We start from the raw sequence: 24,775 nt of genomic DNA, 5'->3' as shown, positions 1-24,775 counted from the left end.
ATGCAGTGGAACGGGTACCGGACCAGCGTCTACGACCAGCTCGCATTTAACGCGAAGGGCATCGCCCAAGGTAACGCCGAGCTTGCCGCTCTCCGGTCGCTGGTGACGCAACTGATCGGCCTTGTCACACAAGGCGTCCCGGTGGTCATCGATTACGACCGGATTGCCCAGGACATCAAGGACAGCATGCCGTCCTTCGAAATCACCCCGATCACGAAGGAGGACTAACCCCATGGCTGATCATCGCGCCCTTTCCACGCAGGAGCGCAACCCGCGTTCTGCTGTTCTCCGCACGGTCCTCGTCGCGGCCGTGGCGCTGTTCCCGCTGCTGAATGGAGCCCTCAAGGTGGTTGTCGAAGAGCTCGAACCCTACCGGGTTCACTTGCCGGATTGGCTCTTTGTTGCGCTCAACGTGGCGATCGCTGTGACCGTGGCCTTGATTGCAATTGGTACCCGAATCATGGCCATCCCCGGCGTGAACGAGTGGCTGAGGAAATATGTCCCGCTGTTTGCCCCTGAGGACAAGGGCAATGCCGAAGTCATCGAAGGCGAGATCGTCCACGATTCCGACGGCCCCGATCACCGCGCCGAACCTGGAGGATAAATGGCTGACTACACGTACGAATCGGAGCTCGTCGCTGACCCGTTCACTTTCCAGCGTGCGGCCAACTCGGCGGTCACGATCTATGACGTGAACGACGAGAGCGAGAGCACGCCTCTGGCGCTGAAGGACTTGAACGGGCTGCCGCTCCCGAACCCGCTCACGTCCAGCGCTGACGCCTTCGTGCCGCCGTTCGTGACCACTTCCCCGCAGGTTAAGATGTCCGGCGGCGGCCTGAAGGTCGCTAAGCCGAGCTTCCAAGGTGTGCGCGATGAAGCCGTGGCTGCGCGGAATGCCGCTCAGGAAGCGCAAGAATCTGCAGCACTCTCTGCTGAACTAGCCCAAGCACCCACTGACGCCCAAGTAGACGCCGGAGTGGCGCGTGCCAACATTCCGGCGCAGGTTTCCGCGGTAGTCCCAGGTCTCGTTCCATCTGTTGTTTCCGCAGAGGTTTCAACGCCTGGCAGCGATATCCGTTCGGCACTAGAGAGTGCAATTGTCGCGCCGCTTCTGGTTGACGGCGGTGAGCGAATGATCGCCATGTTGGACCAAGGTCAGACACCGGTACGGTTCGCCCTCGCTGGCGACTCCACCGGAGACCACAGGTCTGAGTGGTTCCACCGAGGAGCGCAATCCATCGTGGATCGATACCCCTCATATGCGGGTTTCCTTTGGGGAGAGTACTACTACAACGGCTCGGCCAGCACAGGAGGAAGCGCCTACAAGAGGTTCAGGCTGGTTCCAATTGGCAAGACTTATGACGAGTTTGATAGCCCCGGCGAATTGAACGGCAAAGTATCCACAAGCGGCCAAACCTGGGCGTCTACTCCGGGCGCTTGGACCGTATCTGCCGGGAGCGCAACGTCTTCAAGTACGACCAATGCCATCCTCACAGCAACTTCGCCACATCCCGGATTTGGCAGGCGTGTATCAGGCCGACTAGTTCTTGACACCTCCCTGCCTACAGCGGAAAGATCCATCACTATCGACATTGGCGTTGACGACGCCAACCGTGTTGCATTGAAAATCGCTATCTCAACGGCCGGCGTCATCTATGTGGCCGTTTCTAAGGTGATCGCGGGCGCCCTGACCTCAAACATAGCCGTCATCAATCCGCTCACATCCGCAACGGCCACGGGGGCAGGCGTCGAACTGCAGTTCTCTCTTGAGATCACTCCGACCAACATCTTCGCCTACGTCAACGGCAACTCGGGAGGGGCCAGCATAAACGCCGCCGAGTTCACTGCACTCGGCGGCATGACTATGCTCAGGATGCGGGCGACGACACAAGCCGGGGTCAAGGTCGGGCGGATCGGACTTGGAGACGTCTACGAAACGCCTAACCTCATAGAGGTTTGGAACGGATCTAAAGCTGGTTCAACTCTTGCGACACAGCAAACGGACATGGCGGCGCTTTACCCCTCGCAGCTGAACTGCCTCTTCATCTCTGCTAGCCACAACTATCTGGACGATAGCGACATGGCGTACCTCATCAAAGTCCAAACCTTTGTTGACGCTATCCGGGCAGCGCACCCGAATACTGGAATTGTGATCACATCACAGAACACGGAGTATTCTCCAGCTTCGTTCGGCTCCCGCGCAGCTCACAACAGACGAAACGTCTTCATTCGGACTTTCGCCGCACAGCGAAGATATGGCTACGTTCCTGGCACCGAGGTTTTCGCGATGCAGCCTGACGGCGGCCGTTCTTTGGTTGACACTGATGGAGTACACCCACTGCAAACAGGTTCAGACCTTTGGGGGCAGACCTTTTTCAATTGGGTAAAAGGAAAGAGTCTTCGGCCCTAATCGAACGACTCTTCTTTGCCGTTGGCTGCCGCTGCAGGTCCCAGCCCGGCCGCCCAGGTACCGACAGCGAAGATCGCGGCAAACGCGAAGGCTACTGCCGTGAATCCTTGAAATGGCTTGGACCCTGTGGAAAGCCAAACCATCCAAAGGCCTGCAGCTGCGGCAAAGAGTAATAAGGCCACGATGGCGAGTAATTTCTGTTTGCCGTTCAAAGAGTCCCCCAGAGTGTTGTAAACAATGGCTATCATACGATGCGCCAGCATGCGAAGCGCCCCACCTTCAAACGGTGGGGCGCTTCAGTTGTTTAAGAGTCGGTCCGGATGACGATGGCTTTGCAGTCTTCTGGGATGAGTGCGCGGGCGGCAGCATAGGCGGTCTCGTAATCTGGGCCGGATGCTTGCACAGTGCCATGCTCGCCGGCCGCGTTCTCAATTGTCAAGGTAACTTCCACCAGGCCATCTTGGCATGATGGGGGAATGCCGAAATATCCGCCGACATCGTTCCTGCTTGAGGGTGTCACCTACGAGTTTCTGAGCCCCGAACGAGTTGGCCCGCACGAAGACATCCACTCATGGGAATGGGGCCACTACCCCAAGGTGCACGCACACATCCCCCTGAACAACGGCGGAACCGTCCCCGTGTACGCCAACGCCACCCACTGGAACAAAACCCAAATCAGCGTCCAGTGGTATGACGACGACAAGGTAAGCCTCACCGCCTGGCTGCCCAAGTCCGACGTTCGACCTGCCACCGATTCCGAGTGGGACATAGACGAATACAACCGCTGCCCTGAGATGCTGCGTGTCATCCAATGGGGGAAACGGCTTCCCGGGTTCCTGCCGGAGTAGATCCGAGCTTTTGTCGGCCCTGAGGAGTACAAAAGAACTACGAGCAGCGCATAGGAGCGTGATTGCCATGATGGGCGGCGAAATAGAAGACCGGTACACCTACGGTGGGGTTGACTACATTCTCAAGCGGCAGGACGAGTCCAGTGGAGAATGGCAGGTCTACCGCCTGCCAAGGGGCACCCAAGTCGCCAGCATTATTGACGACCACCAAGAGTACCGGTCCTTCACAGCGTGGCCCCTCCTGGACAGTAGGGCGTTAATCCATAAGGAATGCGAAACTCTCACTGAGGCGTTTCATTATGCGGCCGAGAATTTTTAACTCTCCAGATCACTCACCAGATCACTCACCAGATCGACCGTCACCCTCGGACAGTTTACGGAGTGCTGCTGCGATACGGTCTTTGTCGTAGCCGGAATGTTGATGGCCTGCCACAATTTGTGCGATCTCGTCTTGCTGGTCAGGGGAGAATCTGTAGAGTCGGCCGATTCGATCACAGGGCCATGACCCGTCTTGGACTTTCCGCCGGACGGTGTCCGCGCCGATCCTGTACTTGGACGCCATATCTTGGGCCGTGGCATATGAACGATCTTGCATCACAACTGCCTCCCGAGGGTCAGACCATATCCGTAGAAGGGTAACTTGTTCAGGTCTGCCCGGCCGCAAGGCCTGTTGTCCACCAGGCGGATGTCAGCCCCTGTTGGCATGTTGGCCCGGCCAACATTTGAGTGAACAGTACAGGGGCGTGTCGGAACACTTCCGCATGATTCCGCAGCAGCGATTCCGAAATAATCCGAGATTCTGCCGATGGGGAGTTTTCAAATCCCACCGTCACCGCCAATGAGAAAGGCCCTGCTTCCCTTTGTTTACAAGGGAGGCGGGGCCTTTTCCGTCCCAGGCAGCTAGAATCTTCGACACCGATGCCTGTAACTGGAACTGTGCTCGACTAAGTGCATCCTGGCTGCACCGCAGATTGCACCGGAACGCATCGGTCTGGCGCCGTTCACGCAGTGGCGAGCCCAGTAAGCAAGCTGGAACTACTACTTAATAGCTGCAAGCCATGAATTGACGAAAGGTTGCCGTCGAGCGATCGCCGGTGTAACCCTGCGGATTGCCGTTGCGTCAGCGGGGGTCGAAGCGCCGACCTTCTGCCTTTGACGGCATAAGCGCCAGAATCAAAACAGCCAGTCCGCCGACCAGGGGAACAAGCCCAACGAACGCAAGCGGACCCGCAAGATTTGCATCATGCAAACGCCGCCAAAGCAACGACAGCTGCGGCACCACAATGGCCAGCCCCAGAACAACGACGAGAATGAAACCTACCACCATGAGACTTCCAGTCGGGGCGTTCACAATACCAGGAGCGGCCTCATAGAACACTTCTTTCCCGGTGGCCGGATCGAAACCCATGGACTGCACGTTAGGGTTCTGCTGAGCCCAGGCAGTACTGGCCACGAACCCAATAGTCATCACGAGGTATGGGACCACCATCACCAGGAAAACGAAAAGCTGACTCCACCAGAACTCACTCCGCGAGGCGCGGCCAGCGAACTTCGCATACTTGGCAAAGAACCGCTTCACCGACTTACCAAACGACGCTCCATATAGAGGACCAGCCAGCACACCCGAACCTGTAATTTCCGCAACGCCTCCGCCTGCAGAATGAGCCGTCTTAATATCCATCTGTCTTCATGTCCTTCCCAGAAAATATCGATAGAAACCAACATACAACTAACTTCCAAACCGCAATATTGTCATCTGTAGAAGATGATACGCATGAGTAATATTAATAAACCACAGATCAGCAGTGGAAACCTCACGAACTAGACCTCCCGCGAACCCTCCCTTTTTGGCAGCTCAAGAAATCTGGTGCACTGAACACGAAACACAGTCACCAGCTAAAAGCTAACGACGTTCGCCTGCAGTCAGTGTCAGACCAATCAATAGGCCGAGAGGGCATCCCGTCCACAGCGCACCGCCCGTCAAGCCAATCACCGGGATAACATTGGAAAGAACCGCGAAGGCTAAGCTGCCTAAGATGATGGTGGCGCCAAACGATAAAGTGGCGGCAAAGTTGGATTTTCGATACGTCACACATCCAACGCCAAAGGCAGTAGCAATAACGACAATAGCGTTAGCAGTCCATACGGATATTCCATACTCTTCGGTCCTATTGACACACAGAACCAGCATGAGAATTCCCGGCATAACGACGCCGCTCCAGTAATACCATTCCGGAGCGACTCGTTTAGTTGGCGCATACACCCTTTGCTTTGAGATCATCTTAGTTCGCTTCCACAACTCGTCGAAAACAACATTTGTGCCCAATCCCGAGCGAGTTGGCTACGGGGCAGCCTGCCTGATTGCTGGCGCTTACTTCGAAAGCTAGGGCATAGACAGCTATCTATAACCTTTTTAGAATGTTACCCAGGTAAGTAACCACCAGCCACAAGTATTCCTTGCGCCATTATGAGCTGTCCAATAACGCAAGTAAGAACCATTCCTATTCCAAAGATGTACACGGCAAAACGGCCGCCTCCGCCCATATGATGGGCATCAGGCTTCTTTCCGGCCCTCCATAGTCCGAGCAAAACCAGCAGACATGGAATCATCGCAATCTGCATGGGAATGCCGCTTCCGCTGCGATTATACTTTCCGTCATAGGGCATTCTGGTATCCCATGGGACACTTGCAAAAACGAAGATTGCAACGCCGATGCACATAAAGATTGCAATCAGCGAACATATGCGAAACAGCTTTGTCGCTTTCTTCCCTAGTTCCAAATCTTTCTCTGTGAAATGACTGGCATTACTGCCTTCTCCTGCGCCGGAATTGCCATTATCGTTTACCAGGCTTCTACTCCAATTCCTCTTTCGATAAGCTCTCCGCTCACAGATTTAGCACTCTCAACGATAGCCCCAACATGCGCACCGCTGTACGCTGCCAAAGAGTGCGTCATCCAGCCCGGATTAGAGTCCAGGTTGGAGGCGCCGGGGAAGTGCGAACTGACCGCGCCTGCTGTACCGTCAAAAAACACTTCATAGACGCCATAGTGTCCGCCGCTGATTAGATGGTCCACAGAGCCACCAACTAGAGATCCGCCCGAGGCGACAGCATACTGTGTAAGCCGCGAGGGTAGGCCACTAATTGGAGCCGACAGGTACCCTGCTTGGGAACTTATTGCTCCGTACATTGCGCCGTTTGCTGCGGCACCAATGATGCCATTTGGAGTCCAGTCCCCGCGAGGATTTGTCACGAAATACATGCCCGTGTTCCCGATACTGCCTGATATTCCATTCGTCAGTGCCGCCCGGCCCATCTGCTGGGCCGACAACTGCGACAAGTAACTCCCCGCACCGGCACTGACACGGGACACCCCCGCAGTGACAGGAAACCACACAAAGGAGACGGATGAAGCGGACTGCCTTCTTTCCCAACAGCAGGTCTTCTTGCGTGAACTCACTTTCCCAGTGACTATCTCCGGTTGAAGGGCAATCTCCATCGTTTAGCCCCACAGCGGTGCCCTGTTCCTTGCTCTACAAATTCATTTCCCACGAATTGCACGCTTTCAACGATAGCCACAGGATGCGCTCCGCCGTACGCTGCCATACTGTGGGTCATCCATCCTGGATTGGGACTCAGTTCCTAGGCGCCCGGAAAGCGCCCAAGAAACGACCTCAATTGCCCACATATCGTTGTCAAATTACTTCCAGGAAGGTTCCTACCTGTCGAAATATCCGCCAATCGTGAGAATCTCCTGTCCAATAAAAAACTGTCCAGCAACACAGGCGGAAATCATTAACGCGGTAAGAATATAATAGGCTATTCGGGAATTTTTTCCCATGTGATGCGCATCGGCTTTTTTACCCGACCGCCAAAGAGCAAAAAGGACTGCCGCGCACGGAATAAAAGCGATCTGCATTGGAATACCGCTTCCACTGCGATCAAATTTGCCGTCATAAGGCATTCGTGTATCCCACGGCACGCTTATCATGACAAAAATCGCGATGGCAAGACAAGATGCCAACGCAGCTAGGCAGAGGATAGTCTTTACCTTCACAGCCCGCTTTCCTAGGCGCAAATCCTCAGAAGTGAGCTCCTGAGGTGGCTCCTCACCCCCGCCTTCGGGAATGGCTCCGTCATCTACCCCCACAGCGGTGCCCCCGTTCCTTGCTCTACAAGTTCATTTCCCAGGAACTTCACGCTTTCTACGATAGCCCCGGCATGCGCTCCGCCGTACGCTGCCATGCTGTGGGTCATCCATCCCGGATTGGGGCTTAGTTCCGAGGCGCCGGGGAAACGCGTGAGAAGCGCACCGCCCGCGCCGTCAAATGCCATCTCCCCGATGCCATAGCCTTCTCCGCGAATTGCATGATCTACTGCACCACCAGCCTCGGAAACGCCGGCCCCGACACCAAATTGGTCCAGCTTTGCGAGGTCACCTCTGATAGGAACTGCTAGGTAGCCAGCTTGGGAGCCGATTGCGCCGCTGACGAATCCACCCGTCGCTGCTCCGATGGCAGCCCCGAGAGTCCACTTATTATCCGGAGATCTTTGGAGGTGATACATGCCCGTGTTCCCGATACTGCCTGATATTCCATTCGTCAGTGCCGCCCTGCCCATCTGCTGGGCCGACAACTGCGACAAGTAGCTCCCCGCACCGGTACTGACTCGGGACACCCCGGCAGTCACCGCTATTCCGACACGCGAACCCACAGCCGACACGGCCGATCCTGAGCCGGCACGGCCCATGGCCGGCAGGAGCTGGGTGCTAACCGCCGTCCCCGCCCGACCGAGCCCTGCCGTCACAACGCTGCTGACCTTGCCGGCCAACGGCCCCGCCACCACACCAACAGCACCCGTCAACGCCACCTGGCCCCAGTTCACCAAGCCCGTCGTGGCTTTCTGAATAATCGTGTCAGCACCCGCACCAACCAACGCCAAACCAACAGGCTCACCAACACCGGTGGCCATCAAAACACCACCAGCGACCACCATCGCACCACCAGCCAAATACTCCCAGCTATCCCCAAGCCAGTCCCCTCCGCGGCGAACGCGCCGCGGGAGGAGCCGTCATAGGCTTTCAGGTCAGCGTCGCTCAGGGGCCGCAGTCCGGTGGGGTCCGTGGTGTTAAGCGGGTTGTTTCCGGCGTAGGAGTAGGGGTTCCCGTCCCAACCCGCTCCCAGGACCGGGGCGAGGGGGTCGGTGGAGAGGAATCCCCGGGTGGCCGGGTCATACGCACGTGCCCCCAGCCATTCGAGCCCAGCGATGCCGATCCCTCCCCACCAGCAGTCAGGACGATCCCTTACGGATCGATGTGCTCCGAATGGTCGTCCTCCCCAGCACGGTGTTTGGCTTGGTCACGAAGGACGACGTTGAGCACATGGACGTCGCCACAGGGTTGCGTTCGCTGCACGCGCCAGCAGACCGCCGGCGGCCCCACCAAACCCACCTGCGACGGCGCCAATTGCGGCGTCCTTCCACACCTTTTTCCATGTCGACTTTCCCGGAAGAAGCCTTCTGCACGATCACTGATGCCCCACCTGATGTCAGCGCACCCGCAACCGCTCCGACGAGGGCCGTTCCAACTGGTCCCCCAACACCGGTAAACATCAACCCAACACCCACTGCGATGGCAGCCCCCGGCGGCGACGTACTCCCAGTTGTCGTTCCACCAGTCCACCGCCGCAGCGAGGGCGCCGCGAGAGGACCCATCGCAGGCTTTCAAATCCGCGTCGGTCAGGGGTTAAGGGCCGGTGGGGTCGGAAATGTTGAGGGCGCGATCACCACCGGCCGGGTCGGTGATGCCGCCGGGGTGTCGTACTCGAACCCGGTCCTGCCACGCACCCGTTCGTCGTGGACACCAGCTCCCCGGCGCTGTTGTATTCAAAGCGGCTGGTCCCGTGCCAGGAACCCTGGGCGAAACTCAGCCACCCAACCTTGTCGTAACCATGCCGGGCTGCCCCCCGGCGTGAAAGTACGACGGCGACGGGAAGCGTGCCGCTTTCATCAACCCACTAGGGCTCCGCCCGCTGCGCACCAAGCCAGCATGCATCGAGTCCCTTGCTCATTCACACCGACCGAGTCGGATTGGTACGAAATGGAATCAGACAAGCCGCGCAAGCTACCCTCCAAAGAAGCCACCCGCGGTAAGAATTCCCTGTGCAAAATATGCTTGAAGGAAAACGCACAACAGCACAAATAGGCTAACAAACAAGTAAGCTCTGATTCGCCCTCCTTTGGACATCTGATGCGCTTTAGGGTGTTTTGCCGTCCTCCAAAAACCAATTATAGGAATTAGTGCCGGGAATAAGGCAACTTGCATGGGAATGCCATTTCCAGACCTATTATACTTGCCGTCATACGGCATTTTAGTGTCCCAAGGAACGCTAAAAATTACGAATACGGCGATTAGAACACAGACGATTGATGCAATCAAGCAAAGAATGCTGATAAACTGAGTAACTTTCTTACCCAATAGCAGATCTTGCTCGCCGTATCGCCTATCATCGGCCCCATCACCCGCTCCTGAGCCTGCAGCTTCCTTTACCACGGCGTTACCCCGATTTCCTCCCCAACAGATTTCACACTTTCAACGATAGCTCCCACATGAGCGCTACCATGCGCTGCCAAGGAATGCGTCACCCAGCCTGGGTTAGAGTCCAATGCCGATGCTCCTGGGAAGTGCGACGCCGCTGCCCCAGCCAGACCATCGAACCCCGCCTCGAAAAGATTGTAGTCTTCTCCATTGATCATTTTATCTAGGGACCCTCCCGCTATCGATGCACCCGATGCAACTGCATACTGCACGAGTGCAGAGTCAAATTTCTGGGTAAGTGGTCGAGCCAAGTATCCGGATTGCGAGCCCACGGAACCGCTCACAATGCCGTTTACGGCGGCCCCAGCAATTCCGGCAGGTTTCCAGTCACTCTGCGGGGTTGTCACGAAATACATGCCTGTGTTGCCCAGGCCCCCCGATATTCCATTCGTCAGTGCCGCCCGGCCCATCTGCTGGGCCGACAACTGCGACAAGTAACTCCCCGCACCAGCACTGACACGGGACACCCCGGAGGTCACTGCTGTTCCGACACGCGAACCCACAGCCGACACAGCAGATCCTGCCCGGGACGCGCCCGACGCAACCACCGAACCCGCACGGCCCATCGCCGGAAGCAACTGCGTACTCACCGCCGTCCCTGCCCGACCCAGCCCAGCCGTCACAGCACTGCTGACCTTCCCGGCCAACGGCCCCGCAACCACGCCAACGGCACCCGTCAACGCCACCTGGCCCCAGTTCACAGAGCCCGTCGTGGCTTTCTGGATGATCGTGTCAGCACCCGCACCGATCAAGGCCAAACCAACCGGACCACCCACACCGCTGGCCATGAGGGCACCACCGACAGCCACCATCGCAACACCGGCAACATATTCCTTGTTCTTGTGCCACCAGTCTCCTGCTGCGGCGAACGCGCCGCGGGAGGAGCCGTCGTAGGCTTTCAGGTCAGCATCGCTCAGGGGCCGCAGGCCGGTGGGGTCGGTGGTGTTGAGGGGGTTGTTTCCGGCGTAGGAGTAGGGGTTACCGTCCCAGCCGGCTCCCAGGACGGGGGCGAGGGGGTCGGCGGACAGGAACCCCCGGGTGGCCGGGTCATACGCCCTGGCACCGAGCCATTCAAGCCCGGCGATATCGATCCCGCCACCTGCGGTCAGGGTAATACCGGACGGCAACACACTACTGAAGCCCGCATTAGCAACTCCAGGGCTGCCCGGGTGTGGGGTGGTGGGGTTTCCGAGGACGGCCCAGGGGTCGTGCTGGTCGGTGGGGCGGGCTGCACGCCAGCCCGGCGCGGACCACGCGTCACCGATGCCGGTGACCCCACCGGGCAGGGACAACACCTGGGTGGTGTTGGCACCGGCGAGGGTCGGTACGGGTGCTGCGGTGTCCCACCACAACGGTGTCCCGTCCACGGTGGCAAGTTCACCGAGCGCGTCGATGTGGAGCCGGTGACGGGACACCTCGGCCCCGTCCCGGTCCCTCTCGACGGTCCCGGTGAGGTACCCGGTGGGACCCCACGCGTACTCGGTCCAGGACCCGTCCGCCCCGATCACCCGCACCCGACGGCCCAACCCGTCATACACATACTCGGTCCGGGCACCGTCAGGTTCCGTGACAGTAAGGAGCTGGCCCGCGGCGTCGTAGCTGTAGGTGCGTGACCCGGTGGGGGTGGTTTCGCGCAGCAGCCGGCCACCGGCGTCGTACACCCACCCCACCACCGAAGCCGACGCGTTCTGGCTGTCGGTGGTGGTGGTAACCATTTGCCCGGCGGTGTCGTACCCGTACCGGGTAGTGACCCCGTTCCGGGCCAGGGTGGTGATCCGCCCGCCGTCTTCGCGGCCGATGAGTGTCACATCCGCTGTGCCCGGGTCATCGGCATGGACGCGGCTGTGCTCTGCAAGGCTCCCGTCCCGGTATACCCATTCCTGCGTGTAGTTCCCGGCGGTCGCGGTGGTGATCCGCCCGGAGGGGTCGTGGGTGAAGGCGGCGTCCCCGAGCAACGGGTTCGACACTGCCGTGACCCTCCCGGCGGGGTCGCGGGTGTAGCGGGTGGTGGTGCCGGTGGGGTCGGTGAAGCCGGTGCGGTTCCCGTCGCCGTCATACTCCCATGACAGCGTCCCGTTCCCGGTGCCGTTGGACTTTCGGGTGAGGAGGCCGCGGCGGTCAAAGCACAGCTCGTGCTCCACCGCGTACCCCGCCCCACCCGTATGGTCGGTGATGACCACACGCCGGCCAGCCACGTCACGGCTGATGGCGGCGATCAGGGCACCGTCCACCGAGGTGGACGCTTCCCGCCCCGCAGCGTCGTAGGCCCAGGTGGTGGTGGTACCGTCCGGGTCCGTTTGCGACAGCTGCCGGCCTGCCGGGTCATACGTCGCGGTCGTGACACGGCCGAGCGGGTCCGTCACCGTGTCGACCTGGTCCGTGGCCGTATACGTCCGGGTGGTCACCCCACCGAGCGGGTCGGTGATGCGGATGAGGCGGCCGCGGGTGTCGTACTCAAACCTTGTCTCTCCGCCAACACCATTCGTCGTGGACACCAACTCCCCGGCCACGTTGTAACTGAAGCGGCGGGTCCCGTACCAGGAATCCTGGGAGAAGCTCAGCCGCCCGCACCGGTCATACCCGTACCGGGCCGTCCCCTCCCCCGGGGTGTGCTTCGCGGTCAACCGCCCACAGGCGTCGTAGGCGAAAGTTTCGACCTCACCGCCCGGCAGTCTCCGGGAGGTGAGGCGCTGGTCCGGGTCGTAGGACAGTTCCGTGACCGCCCCGACCGGATCAATACTGCGGAACGGGCGGCCGCAGGAGTCGTACTCGAACCGGGTCACCGCCCCCGTGGGTGAGGTGATGGAGGTGATCTTCCCCGCGGCGTCGCGGCCCAGGACCGTCAGCCCGCCCTCGCCATCGACCAACTCGACAGGGTTCCCCGCAGCGTCATAGCTGACCAGCTCCGCGGACCCATCGACAGATTCGACTTTCGTGGGGCGGCCGTACTCATCAAAACTGTACGTGTTCGTGGCGAAGGCGTCGGTCAGGGTCGCGGTGCCGTTGGACCGGTCGGTGACCGCTCCGGTGCGGACACCGGTCGGATCCACGACGGCGGTGAGGGCACCGACCGTGTCGTACTCCCGCCCCCAATCATGCCCGGCAGGATCCGTGATGCCGACCAGCCGGGAGAGGTTGTCGTGGGTGAACCCCCACCTGCCCCCGTCCGGCAACACCGCAGCAGTAATGTTCCCGAGCTCGTCAACAACCCGCTCGATACTGCGGCCCAGCGGGTCGGTGGTGCGGGCCAGTTCACCATTGGGGGCGTACTCGAACACGGTCCGGCCCCCATCCGGGGCAACCATTGCCGTGGTCCGGCCCGCGGCGTCGTGCTCAAAAGCCCACACCGCCCCATCCGGATCTTCGCGGCGCACCAACACCCCGGCATCGTCGTAACCGAACCGGGTCGCTGCCCCCGACGGGCTCAACGCCTCCACCGGACGGCCCGCCTGGTCCCGGACGATCCTCGCGGTGTCACCGGCCGCGTTTCGGGTGGCGGTCAGGTCCCCGAACGTGTCGTACTCAAAACCGATCACCACGCCGGCAGGGTCCGTGACCTGGGTCAGGAGCCCGTCCCGCCATACCAGTTCGGTCCGGCCACCCAGCGGGTCCACGATCACGGACGGGTCCCGGGAGAGGTCATCGGCGTACTCGTAGGTCACCGCGACACCGGCAGCGGTCACCAGGGTGGTGATCCGGTCCTGCCCGTCCCACCCATAGGTAAGGTCCGCGCCCTCCGGGGTGACGGTGCGGACCTTCCGGCCGCGGGTGTCGTAACCATGGACCGTGACCGCGCCGTCACGCTCTGTCAACGACACCAGATTCGAATGCCCGTCATAGGACATGGACTGGCGCCGGTCCTCCGCGTCCAACACCCCCACCAGCCGACCCTTGCCATCGGCGACCCAGGAGTTCGACCGGGACCCGTCCTCATCCGAAACCACCGTGACCCGGCCCGGCAGATACGCGAACCTCGTCCGCCGCCCATGCTGCGTGACCTGCAAAACCACCCGGCCGGCCTCGTCATACGTGTTCTCGGCCTCCACTACCCCCGCAGCAGAAACCACCGAACCGATGAAGCCCTGCTCGTTCCACCGATACACCCGGGTGCCGGTCTCCGATCCCACCGTGACCAAACGGCCCTCGGAGTCGTACCCGTACTCGACCCGGCGCCCATCCGAACCCCGCACCACCGCGACCACACCATCAACGTAATCAAACTCCACAAACCGGCCCCGCACATGCACCAACCGGTCAACCGCCCCCAGCCCGCCGCCGTCGACCGCTTCATCGCGGCCCGCGGAAGAATCCGATGGTGTGTGGCGGTGGGCGGAGATGGTCCGGCCGGGTCCTGCCCCAGTCCCGAGCCACACCCCGGCGGTGGTGTAAGCCCACCAGCCGCCCTGGTTATCCCGCACCACCAACACCTCGGAAACACCCTCCGGGACGGAGGACAGCTCCGCCAACCACGGTGTCGTGACCGGCTCGTGGGTGAGCCAGTAATTCTCCCCGACGGCGCGGGCCCAGCCGGTACCCTCACGGGGGAAGTCCACCGCTCGGCCGTCAGCCATCACCCAGCGTCCGCCCTCATCCGTCAGGACCAGGTGCTGGTCCAGGACCGAGGCCCACCCCGGACCGAACACCCCGTCACCCGTAAGGCCGGAGCCGAGGGAGTTATACATCCTGGTGACCGCCAAACCCGAGGCGGCCCCGGCGAACCCGAGATCTGTTTCGGGTTCAATGAAGTTCCCCGTGGCAGTGTTCACCGGATCATTGGCATACCCGGAAGTGGGCATTGCCCCGGCCGCGGTGGGCGGGTCAATAACCAAGCCCGTCCGGGTCCCCGAAACCCCCGCCGCGGCCAACGCCTCGTTCACCGCCGCGTCCGACAGGGTCGAAACCGCACCCTCGCTACCAGCGGCAGCGAACGCGTCCGCGACCACCACCGCCCACGCCGCATCAGCCTCATTCAACCGCAAATACTCCCGGAACGCCCTCACCACACCAGCAGCGCTAATCCGGCCCCACCCGCACCGGTCCGCGAACGAAGACAACTGCCCCTCCAACGACCCCGGCACCGACGAAACCCCCTCATCCAAGCCACGGGAACTCGCCGCGAAACTCCGCAACGATTCCGGACGGGCCGAGGACGTCCCGCCCCCATACCCGCCACCCGGGCCCGGAGTATCCCGCGACCCCGAACCCGGGGACTCCGAAGGGAACGACGGCGCGTTCCCGGGCTCCATATTCGGCCGCGGTTCCTCACCATTGAAAAAGTCATGAATGTGATCGCCGATGTTCCGGTTGTTATGCCGCCGCACCCACTCGTTGTTCCGCCGACGCCGGTCATCCTCATCCCGCGCCGCGTCGATCATTGTGCCCACATACCCGGCCACCGTCCGTAACGCCGAAGCCAGGGACTCCGCGTCCCGGGACGCCGTGGCCGCGTTCGCCGCGAACACCTCCGAGAAATGCCCCCGGAAATCCTCCCCCGCCGAAGTCACCAACGGCGTCCGCGAGCCAGAATGCTCCACAACCCGCGACGCTGCGGACTCAAAAGCACCCTTCACCGCCTCGGCAACCCCATACACAAACCGCCCACCATGAGCAACACCGGAATCCGGCAACAACGGCATCTCAACGAACTCGGTCACAACCAAGGCCCCCCACAGAACAAGAACGCGAACAAAACCCAACAACCCACAAAACCGTCACCACAAGAACACAGCGCAACGGCCGGGCAACCACACCGCACTCAACAGCCCAACGGCTCAGCGCGGCACGATCACCCGGCCCTCACACTCACAGCAAAAAGGAATCAGGCCCCGCCACCGGCAGAGAAAATATCCTGCGAAATCTTCTGCAACTGACCGCGCAACTGCTCCAACTCCTCCTTGGCCTTATCCAACGCAGCCTTCGTCTCCGGCCACGTCGAACCACGGAACTCAGCAGCCAACGGACCATCCCAAACATTCGGATCCGACAACACACGACCCTGCGCATCCAACGCCGAAATCTGATCCGTAAAACCACCAGTAATAATCGACTGCACCTGACCAATAGCAGCCTTGGCTTGCTCAGTAGACAACACACGCGACATAGAACTTTCCTCCCAATAAGAACAATCGCAACGCCCAAGCCAACAAAGCCAGGCAACCAGACGATGCCTAAACTACCAACACCACCCAATAAATCCAACAAACAGAGAAATAACGTTTCCCCTGCGTGACGGGCTGTGACCTGCGGCGATATGCCCGCAGGTTGATTTATCCATTCGTGAGCGCAACCCCGTATGATACTCAAGGCACCGTGAACGAATGAGGGGACGATCCATGCCTAGGCAGGCAAGTTTTAACCGACACAACCCGGGGCGTCGTATCCCCCCGGTTCGCCAACTCGGTATCGTCTTGGTTGCCCTGGGATTAGTCGCGACGACGTCCTGCACCCAGGCGCCCAAACCGGAGCCGGTGTCCGACCCGGTCAAACTCCTGCAGAGCGTCCGTGTGGGCTTGTCCCCAGCCGCCGGAGTGCAGAAGATTGAAGGCACCACCATTTCTGTGTCCGCTGCGGGTGACTCCTCGGCGGAAAACACCACATATGACACCGCCCAAGTAGTGGGCGAACTCCCGGTGCGCGTGAGCCTCCAGTACCGTGCCGGCGAGAAATCGGGTTCCGATCTCGCCGAACTGAAAGGCCACACGGGCCCGGTAGAGATCGACCTGACGCTTGAGAACCTCACCGTCAAACCACAGACCATTCAGTACGACGCCGCCGGCCAGGCCCGCTCTGACACCGCACTGGTAGGCGCCCCGCTGACCATCGCTGCGTCCACCAAGCTCCCGGGCATCCGGGCGGACGACGTAACACCCGGCTCAGCCTACGGCACCACAGGTACCAACGGAGTCCTGAGCAGCACTGAAGACGGCGCCACCGTAGTCCAGTGGGCTACTGTACTGGCTCCCCCACGTTCCGGGGCGAGCACGACGCTGCGCCTCAGCGCCGACGTGAAGGACTTCCAGGTTCCCGAGTTCGACGTCGCAGTCCAGCCTGGCCTCAATACAGACCTCAGTGCCAACGGCGTGCTCTCCAGCGCCTTCTCCTCCGGGACAGGTTCAGAAATGGAGTTGCAGCGCCGCACCATTTCGCTGGTATCAGACGTCAACACCGTCCTGGCGAAAGCCGGATCCACCATCACCGATGTCCGCCGGAACCTGCAGGCAACCTCGCAGACTCTTGGCGCGAAGACAGCCGGTGAACTGCGGGACAACTCCCAGGCCCTTGCCGTGACGATGTCGGACCTGAAGCAGCAACTGCAGGTTCTCGGCTCGGATTTGGAGTCTTCAACCACTGCCACCCAGTCCACCACGATGTCCCAGTTGAAGCTGACGGTCTCCGCCGTGGACGCGATGCTGGGCGACACGTCCGCCACGCCCCCGGTCTCTCCCATCACCGGTGACGGGTGCACCGCTGAGGTTGCCAAAGCGGCGCCGGCGGCCACCGTGTACTCCAGCGTTCTCACGATGTCCTCACAGCTGGATGCCTACGCGAAGGTCAGCGCGAGTTGCCGGGACACCGTCGCCGGCGCCCTTAGAGCAACCATGGGACCCGAGAACCCCACGCCTGCGGAGTGCGCTGAGCAGGGTTCCATGACCTGCTCTCTTTATGGTTCCGCTGTGACCGTGACCGGCGCGCTCCTGGGCCTGGTGCAAGAAGGCGACGAACTCGTCTCCGGTCTCCAGCCACAGGTCGTCGAAGGCGCGATCAAAGACCAGGCGACTTCCGCCGTCGCACTTGAAAAAGTGCGCACCGACCTCGGTGCGATGCTTGACGGCTCCGGGACCTCGGAGGATTACACCAAAGCCCTCGCGGTGTTGGATACAGCCATCAAGTCAGCCTCCGACACTGCAGCCGCGACCCGCAAAGCGGCTACCGCAGCGCAAAGCAGCATTGACACTCTCCGGCAGAAACTGCTCGCCATCGCCACCAATGCCAAGGCGGCCAAGGGCGAACTCGGTCAGGGAACCTGGCTGAACGGCTCCATGCTGCAGCAGAACCAGAAGGTGGCGGATGAGCTGTGCAAACTCTCCGATGATGGCCTCCTCCCCGGCAAGGGCAAGCTGTCCGCGAAGGAGGTGGAGCGGCTGCGTTCCTATTTGACGTCAGTGCCGTGCGAACCGACTGATGAGGACGGAAATCCCTCACCTGCCCTGAATCCGCCGCCGGGGTTCAAGGAGCCTTTGGACGTGCGGCTTGAAGGCCAGTCAACTGCCTGGGACCAGGTCCTTGCAGCCACCGACACCGGCGCAGCCGACCAAGCGATCGGCCAGGCATTCTCGGCATTGGAGGCCACCTTCGACGACGCCGACACCAAACTGGAGGCCATCAAGTCAGCCGTCAAAACGCTCGACGGCGCCGCGACAGGAAGCGTCAACGGCACCAAACGGGGACTTGAGGCGCTGGATGCTGCACTCGCTGACGCGATTGACTCCTCCGGAACAGTGACGACCGCACTCGCGAAGTTGAAAGAGCAGCAGGACGGCCTTGGCGAAAAGATCAAGGAATCCCTCCGCGACGTCTCTGCCGAAACTGCTGCCGAGGTCTACAAAACCGTGGGCGAACAGGTACGTCAGGTTGCCGACATCGGCGATGCCAGCTCTGAAGCCGTAACCACAGCCTTCAACCGGTCCATTTCCGGGCTGAAGTCCACCTCGGACGACGTTGTGAAGGATGCCGAGGGGACGGTCAACAAACAGCGGGACGAGCTGTTGGGGCAGAGCGGTGACTTGACAGCCGCCCTGTCCAAGAGCACGCAGTCCTCGTTGGACAACATCGCGTCCAGCACGTCCGGCTCCACCCGCGACGTCGAAGGTGCCAGCGCCCTTCTCGCCTCCAGCCTCAACAAAGTGATGCTGGACCTTGGCGACCGCGCGGTCAACGGCTCGGGCCTGCTCGGCTCCATGGCCACCAGCGCGGCCAAAGCGGACACCGCGGACTTCCAGTTGGCCCTGGCCTCCCAGAATGCTGAGGGCTACGCCAACATCCGCTCCCGCGACGTTGCAGGACTCCTGTTGCGCCAGGCCCAGTTCAAGGCCTCGCTCACTGCCGTGGATGAACTCCCGCCGTTCCAACTCGAAGTCCCGGCAGGTGCGACGTCACAGACGCTCTACACACTGAAGATCGGCGGCAACGCGTGAACCCCCGGAACCGTCTCTTCGCCCTGATCGCTGCGGGAGCCGCCGTCGTTATTGCTGCTGCCGTGGTCCTGACCATGACGCTGAACCGCCCCACGGAAGCACCCCGGCCCGATCCTGTGGCCGCAACAGTTCCGGTCGCCCTCAAGGCTGACGGCCTGCCGGCGGACTTCTCGATCGGCGTCGTCATGACGTTCGGCCAGTCCGGCGAACCTGGCTCCGAGTACAACCGCGCAGCTCAGGGTGCCATAGTTGCCGGACAGCGCTTCGCCCAAGGCGGGTCGACAGTCGCCCTCCCCACCCAAAACGACCAAGGTACCGAAGACGGGGCCCGTGCTGCCGTTGCAACCCTCGCCGAGCAGGGTGTGTCCGGCGTTCTCGTTGCCAGCACAGGGCCGCAAGCCCGTGCAGCAGCGAAGGCCGCTGAGGAGCGGGGCCTACCCGTCATCCTGCCCTACTCGGAAGCTTCGGAGCCAGCTCAAACCACGTGGACCACCGGACCGACGGCGGCCTCTGTCCAGGCCGGCCTGGACACCGCACTTGCCGGCAAGAGCCGGGTGCTGCTGGTCAGCGACGGCGGTCAGGTCCCGGCGTCCGTCACTCCCGCTGACACACTGGCACTGGATGGCTTCTCCGACGTGTCCGGTTTGGCCCAGGAAGCCGCCATCCGTACAGGCGACCAGCTTCGGCCGCCGTCCAAGGATGCGCCGGCAGACGCTGAAGGAACCCGGATTGCCAACCCCGCAGACGCTGTTGTGGTGTCTGCAGCCACCCCGCAACGCTTGGCCCGGCTTGTCCAAGCCCTCCAGTCACGCGACGTGTCAGTTCCGCTGATACTTCCCGACGGCGCCACTACCCCCGCGTTCGCGTCCTCGCTTTCGGAGTTGGACGGCACTGCTTCAGGACAGCTGGTCAGCATTGCGCCGGCAACCGGCGACGCTGTCGCGCTCCAGCAGGACGCCCAAGGGCGGGGAATGTCAGCATTCCTCGCCGGCATCAGACTGGCCACCGGGAATCCGGAAATCAAGAACCTGACGGACGATACTCCGTTCTCGGCGGACGCCTGGGCCGCGGATGCACGCAGTCACGATGCTGTGGTGGCCTTGGTCCGAGCAGGCGCCCTGGCCGGGAGCAACGATCCGTCGAAGGTGGCAGCGTCTCTTCGCACCATGTCCTTCGGTCCCGGAGAAGGCCTCGCCGGACCGACATTGGACTTCTCGCAATCCCAGGCGCTCACCGCTGAAGCAACCCCGGTTTACGCATCCCCTCAGGACCTCGGTCTCCGTCCGGCGGATGAAAACGCCCCGCGGCTCGTCTGGGTCCCGGCGCCAGCCAGCCCCTAACCCAATCTTTCTGTCCCCACGTCTGAAGGGAACAGATCCACTACAGGAGGAGCGCCCTGGTGCGTGTGCTTATCGACTTGGACGATCGTCGTTTTGAGTGCGAGGTTGCCCATGCTGCGCCCGCCATCACGCTGTCCGACTTAGTGGAAGCCGCCGGCGGGCCCAGGGTTTCGCCGGACGAGCCGGTGTTCGTCAATGAGACAGAGGTCCGGGGTGCCACGCCACTCTCCGAACTGATTCTGCTCGAAGGCAGCCGCATCTCGCGAGCGCCCTGGCCTGTACCGGACCGCGTACGGGGGTGGAGCCTGACGCTGGCCGGTGGTCAGCGTACCGGTGGTGTGGTGGACGTTCCGCAGGGGCGCGACATGCTCGTTGGCAGGTCTCCCCAGGCCGATCTCAGCCTCCCCACCGAAAGTGCGTCGTGGGATCACTTCCGCCTTCGCCGCGAAGAGGACGGATTGCGGGTGGTGGATGGAGGTTCCACCAACGGCACCTTGGTCAACGGCGAATCTGTGGGCGAGGACGGTGTCCTGGTCACTCAGACAGCCACCATCACGGCAGGAGGCACGGTCCTACTCCTCCGGCCAACCCTGGAGGAGACACCTGCTCCCGCTCCGGGGAGCCTGCACAACCTGACGCCGGCAGCGACCGCTCCCTTCAACAGACCTCCGCGACCCGGCCGCGCCCCGGCTGGCGATCCACTGGTCCCACCCAGCCGCAAAGACGTGCCGCCGGCCAACAAGTTCAGTTACATCACGGTGCTGGCGCCGCTGGTTATGGCTGTTGCGATGGTGATGATCCTGAGGGACATGCGCTTCGCCATGTTCGCCATGCTGAGTCCCGTGATGGCGGTGGGTATGTGGTTCGAGCAGAAGCGCCGCCACGCCCGCGGACTCAAGGAAGAGGCAGAGCGCTTTGACGGAGCCCTCCAGGAGTTCGAGCAGCAGATCCGTACGGCCGCTGAGGTGGAAACCGCCCGGAGGCACCGGATGGTCCCCGATCCCGCCACCGTTGTTCGTCGTCCTGCGCTTCCGGCCACCTCACTGTGGCAGCGCCGTGCGGACTCGGACGACTTCCTGGCCCTGCATGCCGGCACCGGTGACGTGCCGTGGAAGCCTGAGGTGGACCGGGCTGCCGGCTCGCGTCCCGACGAAAAAGTCAGGGAATCCCTCACAGCAGCCCGTCTCTTGGCCGCTCCCGTCCTGGTGGACCTGACCGACGCCGGCGTGGTGGGCATCGTTGGCTCGCGGGACGGCGCTTTGGCCTTGGCCCGCTCCCTGGTAGCCCAGGCCGCGGTGCACGTTGGTCCTGCGGATCTGACAATCGGTGTTTTCTGTGATGCCGGCCGGGCCGATGAGTGGGAATGGGCGTCCTGGCTTCCCCATACCCGCCAAACGGGCAGCAGCACCGGCGAGCGATGGATGTCCGCACACCGCGAGACGAGCCTCGCCATGCTGCGCACCCTCAAGGACTCTGTGGAAGAACTGCCCACGCCCGCTCTTATGGTGGTCCTCGATTCCGATGTCCTCACTGAAGGCAGGGACGCCCCGGCACGGGCACTGCTTGGCATGGGCCGTTCCGTCCCGGGCGGCCACATCAACCCGCAGCAGCGCCCACCGCGAGTGGCGGGCATCGTCATCGCCACGTCCGAGGAGCAATTGCCGGCGTCTTGCACCACCATCATCAGGGTAGGGGCCGATGCTGCAGCCACCGTGGACCAACCGGAGGACCTGACCCGGGTGGAAGACGTCATCCTGGCGGGCCTCGACCAGGAAGAGGCCCTGCGCTGCGCCACACGGCTGGCACACTTCGATGATCCCGAACTCAGTGTCCCCGGGGCGTCCCTGCCCCCGCTGGTCCGACTGCCCGGCTTGCTGGGGTACGAGCGCCCCGACCCGGCGACAATCCGCCGGATGTGGCAGGCCTCCACTGGTGTCTCCACCCCCATAGGCACCGGCGAAAACGGGACGCTGACACTGGACCTCGTCAAGGACGGTCCGCACGGGCTGGTGGGCGGCACCACCGGATCTGGAAAGTCCGAGTTCCTGCGCTCGCTCGTTGCCGGCCTCGCTGCCCGCAACGATCCGACCCGTCTGAACTTCATCCTGGTTGACTTCAAGGGTGGCGCCGCCTTCAAGGCCTGCGAGCGCCTGCCGCACACCATCGGAACCATCTCCAATCTGGACGAACAACTGGCGGACCGCGCCCTGATCGCTTTGGAAGCGGAGATGGAGCGCCGCCAGCGGGTTTTCGCGGAGGCAGGCGAGGGCATCGACAACCTCAACGCCTACTTGGCCACGAACCCGGCCGAACCAATGCCACGACTGCTCCTGGTGGTGGATGAGTTCGCCATGCTGGCCAAGGATTTCCCGGATGTGCTGACCGCCCTCGTCAGCATCGGCGCTGTGGGCCGCACCTTGGGAGTCCACATGATCCTGGCTACGCAGCGTCCGGCTGGTGTGGTGAGCGACGACATCCTCGCCAACACCAACCTGCGGGTGGCGTTGCGTGTCCAAAGCCGTGATGATTCCAACAACGTCATCGGAGTACCCGCCGCTTCTGCCATCGGCAGGGCGCAGATGGGCCGCGCCTTTGTGAAACTTGGCCAGGACGACATCACGCCGGTTCAGACCGCGCTGGTCACCGGTCAGGCACAGTTCGACGGCGGTCCCGCCGTCGATGTTCGCGACATCCGTCAGTTCGGCGTCCCTGCTCCGGCACCGGCGGTTCCACGATCCGCAGCGGTTGACGAGAACGACCTTGATCTCCTCATCGACGCCGTTGTGGAGGCCAACAGCGAGGCCGGCTACGCCCCGCCGCGGCAGGTGTGGCCCGAGGCCCTCGGCGAACGGGTAGAGCTTGAGGGTTTCGCGGTGGAAGCCGCTGCTGTGGATGGGTCCCCCCGGGTCCTTCCGACCGTGGGCCGTATCAATGGGTCAACCGTCCAGGTGGCCCTGCTGGACGAGCCTGAACTGCAGCGTCAATCCGCCGCCGGATGGGACATGTCCGTGGGCAACCTGATGCTGATGGGTGTGGCAGGCTCCGGCACAAGCACAACCCTTGCTTCCATCGCGTTGGCGCTTGCACGGGAGACAGATCCAACCGATCTGGATCTGATGATTCTGGACATGGGCTCCGGGGATCTTGAGATGCTGAAACGCCTGCCGCACACCATGGCATACGTCGGAACGGGGGCCGGAGCCAAAGAGCAGCAAGCGCGTTTCCTGCGTCATCTGAGCACTGAACTGGAGAGCCGCCGCGCGGCGCCGGGAACGCATCGCCGCATGGTGGTGCTGCTTGACGGCCTGGCATCCCTCCGTGACGAATTCCAGGACTTTGAAGGGCAGCAACTTCTGGGCCTGCTGTACCGCGCCTACGCCGACGGCCCGGCTCTTGGCCTGTCCTTCGCCGTGACCACCACCCGCGCCAAAGCGGTCCCCTCGGTGATGAATGAAGTAACGCTCCAGAAGTGGCTTTTCCGGCTCGCCGATAATTACGACTACTCCTCGCTGGGCGTGCGGTCCAAGAATGTCCCCGCGGCACTCCCCGGGCGATGCGTGGACCCTCGCACCTCTCTGCAAATGCACGTTGCAACGCCTGGGATCGGGATCGAGTCCGCCGTGGATCGCGTGCGGCAAGGCTGGGCAGATGCCCCCGCGAAGACCACCGCGATCCGGAGCCTGCCTACTGACGTCACCATGGCGGATTTGGGCGTCAAGCCACAATTGGAAACCGAGCCGTGGCATATCCCTGTGGGAATCCGTGAAACAGACCTCGCGCCGGCCTTCCTGGAAATCTATGAAGGCGAGCACGCCCTGATCGCCGGGCCGGCCCGTTCGGGCAAGTCCACTTTGCTGCTGGCCTTGGCCGAGGCTGTTAGTGGCGTAGCCACCTCCCGGGGTCCGGCCCAGGTTTGGGGCATCTGCGACCGCCGCTCGCCGTTGGCCACCGCCAGCCTGGACAGGGTGGCCGTTGGCGCGGACGAGGTGCCGGCGCTGCTCGCCTCCCTGCGGATCGAGCGTGGTCCGGTGTTCCTGCTGATCGACGACGCCGAGCGTTTCGAGGACACGGACCAGTCCATTGCGGGGATCGTGGCCTCCGGGCCGCCGGGGCTGTGCATCATCGCGGCCGGGCGGGCGACTGACCTGCGTGGGCTATACAGCCATTGGACCAAGACCGTGCGTAAATCGCGCCTTGGCGTGCTGCTCCAGCCGGACGTAAATTACGACGGCGAGCTGCTGGGTACCAGCCTTCCACGGAAGGCACCCGTGGCGATGACAGCCGGACGCGGGTACGTAGGGGTGGGCGGGCAAATATCGCTCATCCAGTCGGTAAGCCCCGGGAGCTGAACGGACGGGCAGCAGGCGCCCTGCCCTGGATGGCCTTG

General features: G+C 62.1%; 17 protein-coding genes. 7 read left to right on the top strand and 10 right to left on the bottom strand.

Annotation, left to right across the window (positions count from 1 at the left end; all coding sequences use genetic code 11):
• The 3 genes from AR689_RS11225 to AR689_RS11215 are packed head-to-tail and all read left to right on the top strand — an operon-like array spanning position 1 to position 2,410.
• Positions 1-228, top strand: coding sequence for a hypothetical protein (locus tag AR689_RS11225; protein WP_062070170.1), 228 nt, complete (start codon positions 1-3; stop codon positions 226-228).
• Between the two features lie 4 nt (positions 229-232).
• Positions 233-604: a hypothetical protein gene (locus AR689_RS11220; RefSeq protein ID WP_062070168.1), complete on the top strand. Its 372-nt coding sequence runs from the start codon at positions 233-235 to the stop codon at positions 602-604.
• A complete protein-coding gene (locus tag AR689_RS11215) occupies positions 605-2,410 on the top strand; it encodes an SGNH/GDSL hydrolase family protein (RefSeq protein WP_062070166.1) in 1,806 nt (601 codons plus the stop codon).
• On the opposite strand, the gene AR689_RS11210 is transcribed toward AR689_RS11215, so the two are convergent.
• Entirely contained in the window at positions 2,407-2,658 is a 252-nt protein-coding gene (locus AR689_RS11210; protein ID WP_062070164.1) for a hypothetical protein, read from the bottom strand. The two genes, AR689_RS11215 and AR689_RS11210, sit on opposite strands and share 4 nt — an antisense overlap.
• Positions 2,659-2,714: 56 nt before the next feature.
• The gene (locus tag AR689_RS23650) at positions 2,715-2,849 is read right to left on the bottom strand and encodes a hypothetical protein (RefSeq protein WP_286158879.1); all 135 of its coding nucleotides are present in this window, start codon (positions 2,847-2,849) and stop codon (positions 2,715-2,717) included.
• A 37-nt stretch (positions 2,850-2,886) separates the two neighbouring features.
• On the opposite strand from AR689_RS23650, the gene AR689_RS11205 reads away from it, so the two are divergent.
• Positions 2,887-3,258 carry a hypothetical protein gene (locus AR689_RS11205; protein WP_062070162.1) on the top strand — a complete coding sequence of 124 codons (372 nt, stop codon included), beginning with the start codon at positions 2,887-2,889 and terminating at the stop codon, positions 3,256-3,258.
• Positions 3,259-4,378: 1,120 nt separating this feature from the next.
• Here the strand turns inward: AR689_RS11205 and AR689_RS11195 are convergent.
• The 8 genes from AR689_RS11195 to AR689_RS11160 form a co-directional block, all read right to left on the bottom strand.
• Positions 4,379-4,939, bottom strand: a complete 561-nt coding sequence (locus AR689_RS11195; protein ID WP_082697915.1) for a DUF805 domain-containing protein — start codon at positions 4,937-4,939, stop codon at positions 4,379-4,381.
• A 222-nt stretch (positions 4,940-5,161) separates the two neighbouring features.
• Entirely contained in the window at positions 5,162-5,539 is a 378-nt protein-coding gene (locus AR689_RS23035; RefSeq protein WP_156424575.1) for a hypothetical protein, read from the bottom strand.
• Positions 5,540-6,977: 1,438 nt separating this feature from the next.
• Complete coding sequence (locus tag AR689_RS11185; RefSeq protein ID WP_231745493.1) at positions 6,978-7,316, bottom strand: hypothetical protein; 339 nt, start codon at positions 7,314-7,316, stop codon at positions 6,978-6,980.
• Between the two features lie 83 nt (positions 7,317-7,399).
• Positions 7,400-8,230: a hypothetical protein gene (locus tag AR689_RS11180; RefSeq protein WP_156424574.1), complete on the bottom strand. Its 831-nt coding sequence runs from the start codon at positions 8,228-8,230 to the stop codon at positions 7,400-7,402.
• A complete protein-coding gene (locus AR689_RS22720; protein WP_231745640.1) occupies positions 8,230-8,508 on the bottom strand; it encodes an RHS repeat-associated core domain-containing protein in 279 nt (92 codons plus the stop codon). The genes AR689_RS11180 and AR689_RS22720 overlap by 1 nt, the downstream gene beginning before the upstream one ends.
• A gap of 872 nt (positions 8,509-9,380) precedes the next feature.
• Positions 9,381-9,809 (bottom strand): hypothetical protein, encoded by a 429-nt coding sequence (locus AR689_RS23030; RefSeq protein WP_156424573.1) that lies wholly within the window; start codon positions 9,807-9,809, stop codon positions 9,381-9,383.
• Complete coding sequence (locus tag AR689_RS11175) at positions 9,803-15,508, bottom strand: DUF6531 domain-containing protein (RefSeq protein WP_156424572.1); 5,706 nt, start codon at positions 15,506-15,508, stop codon at positions 9,803-9,805. Before AR689_RS11175 ends, AR689_RS23030 begins: the two co-directional genes overlap by 7 nt.
• Positions 15,509-15,672: 164 nt before the next feature.
• Positions 15,673-15,954, bottom strand: coding sequence for a hypothetical protein (locus AR689_RS11160; protein ID WP_026547649.1), 282 nt, complete (start codon positions 15,952-15,954; stop codon positions 15,673-15,675).
• A 232-nt stretch (positions 15,955-16,186) separates the two neighbouring features.
• On the opposite strand from AR689_RS11160, the gene AR689_RS11155 reads away from it, so the two are divergent.
• From AR689_RS11155 to AR689_RS11145, 3 genes are read left to right on the top strand one after another with little or no spacing between them, the layout of a single operon-like run.
• Complete coding sequence (locus tag AR689_RS11155; protein WP_062070150.1) at positions 16,187-19,048, top strand: hypothetical protein; 2,862 nt, start codon at positions 16,187-16,189, stop codon at positions 19,046-19,048.
• Positions 19,045-20,388 carry a type 1 periplasmic-binding domain-containing protein gene (locus AR689_RS11150; RefSeq protein ID WP_062070148.1) on the top strand — a complete coding sequence of 448 codons (1,344 nt, stop codon included), beginning with the start codon at positions 19,045-19,047 and terminating at the stop codon, positions 20,386-20,388. Before AR689_RS11155 ends, AR689_RS11150 begins: the two co-directional genes overlap by 4 nt.
• A 59-nt stretch (positions 20,389-20,447) precedes the next feature.
• Entirely contained in the window at positions 20,448-24,737 is a 4,290-nt protein-coding gene (locus AR689_RS11145; RefSeq protein WP_062070146.1) for a type VII secretion EssC family protein, read from the top strand.
• The last annotated feature ends 38 nt before the right edge of the window (positions 24,738-24,775 follow it).

Source organism: Arthrobacter sp. EpRS71, from assembly GCF_001512285.1.
Classification (GTDB): domain Bacteria; phylum Actinomycetota; class Actinomycetes; order Actinomycetales; family Micrococcaceae; genus Arthrobacter.
This window is presented reverse-complemented; position numbering and strand designations above follow the sequence as displayed.

Excerpts from the sequence above, each read along its gene's own strand:
- AR689_RS11225 (WP_062070170.1), top strand. The coding sequence starts at position 1 with ATGCAGTGGAACGGGTACCGGACCAGCGTCTACGACCAGCTCGCATTT.
- AR689_RS11220 (WP_062070168.1), top strand. The coding sequence starts at position 233 with ATGGCTGATCATCGCGCCCTTTCCACGCAGGAGCGCAACCCGCGTTCT.
- AR689_RS11215 (WP_062070166.1), top strand. The coding sequence starts at position 605 with ATGGCTGACTACACGTACGAATCGGAGCTCGTCGCTGACCCGTTCACT.
- AR689_RS11210 (WP_062070164.1), bottom strand. The coding sequence starts at position 2,658 with ATGATAGCCATTGTTTACAACACTCTGGGGGACTCTTTGAACGGCAAA.
- AR689_RS11205 (WP_062070162.1), top strand. The coding sequence starts at position 2,887 with ATGCCGAAATATCCGCCGACATCGTTCCTGCTTGAGGGTGTCACCTAC.
- AR689_RS11195 (WP_082697915.1), bottom strand. The coding sequence starts at position 4,939 with ATGGATATTAAGACGGCTCATTCTGCAGGCGGAGGCGTTGCGGAAATT.
- AR689_RS23035 (WP_156424575.1), bottom strand. The coding sequence starts at position 5,539 with ATGATCTCAAAGCAAAGGGTGTATGCGCCAACTAAACGAGTCGCTCCG.
- AR689_RS11180 (WP_156424574.1), bottom strand. The coding sequence starts at position 8,230 with ATGGCCACCGGTGTTGGTGAGCCTGTTGGTTTGGCGTTGGTTGGTGCG.
- AR689_RS11160 (WP_026547649.1), bottom strand. The coding sequence starts at position 15,954 with ATGTCGCGTGTGTTGTCTACTGAGCAAGCCAAGGCTGCTATTGGTCAG.
- AR689_RS11155 (WP_062070150.1), top strand. The coding sequence starts at position 16,187 with ATGCCTAGGCAGGCAAGTTTTAACCGACACAACCCGGGGCGTCGTATC.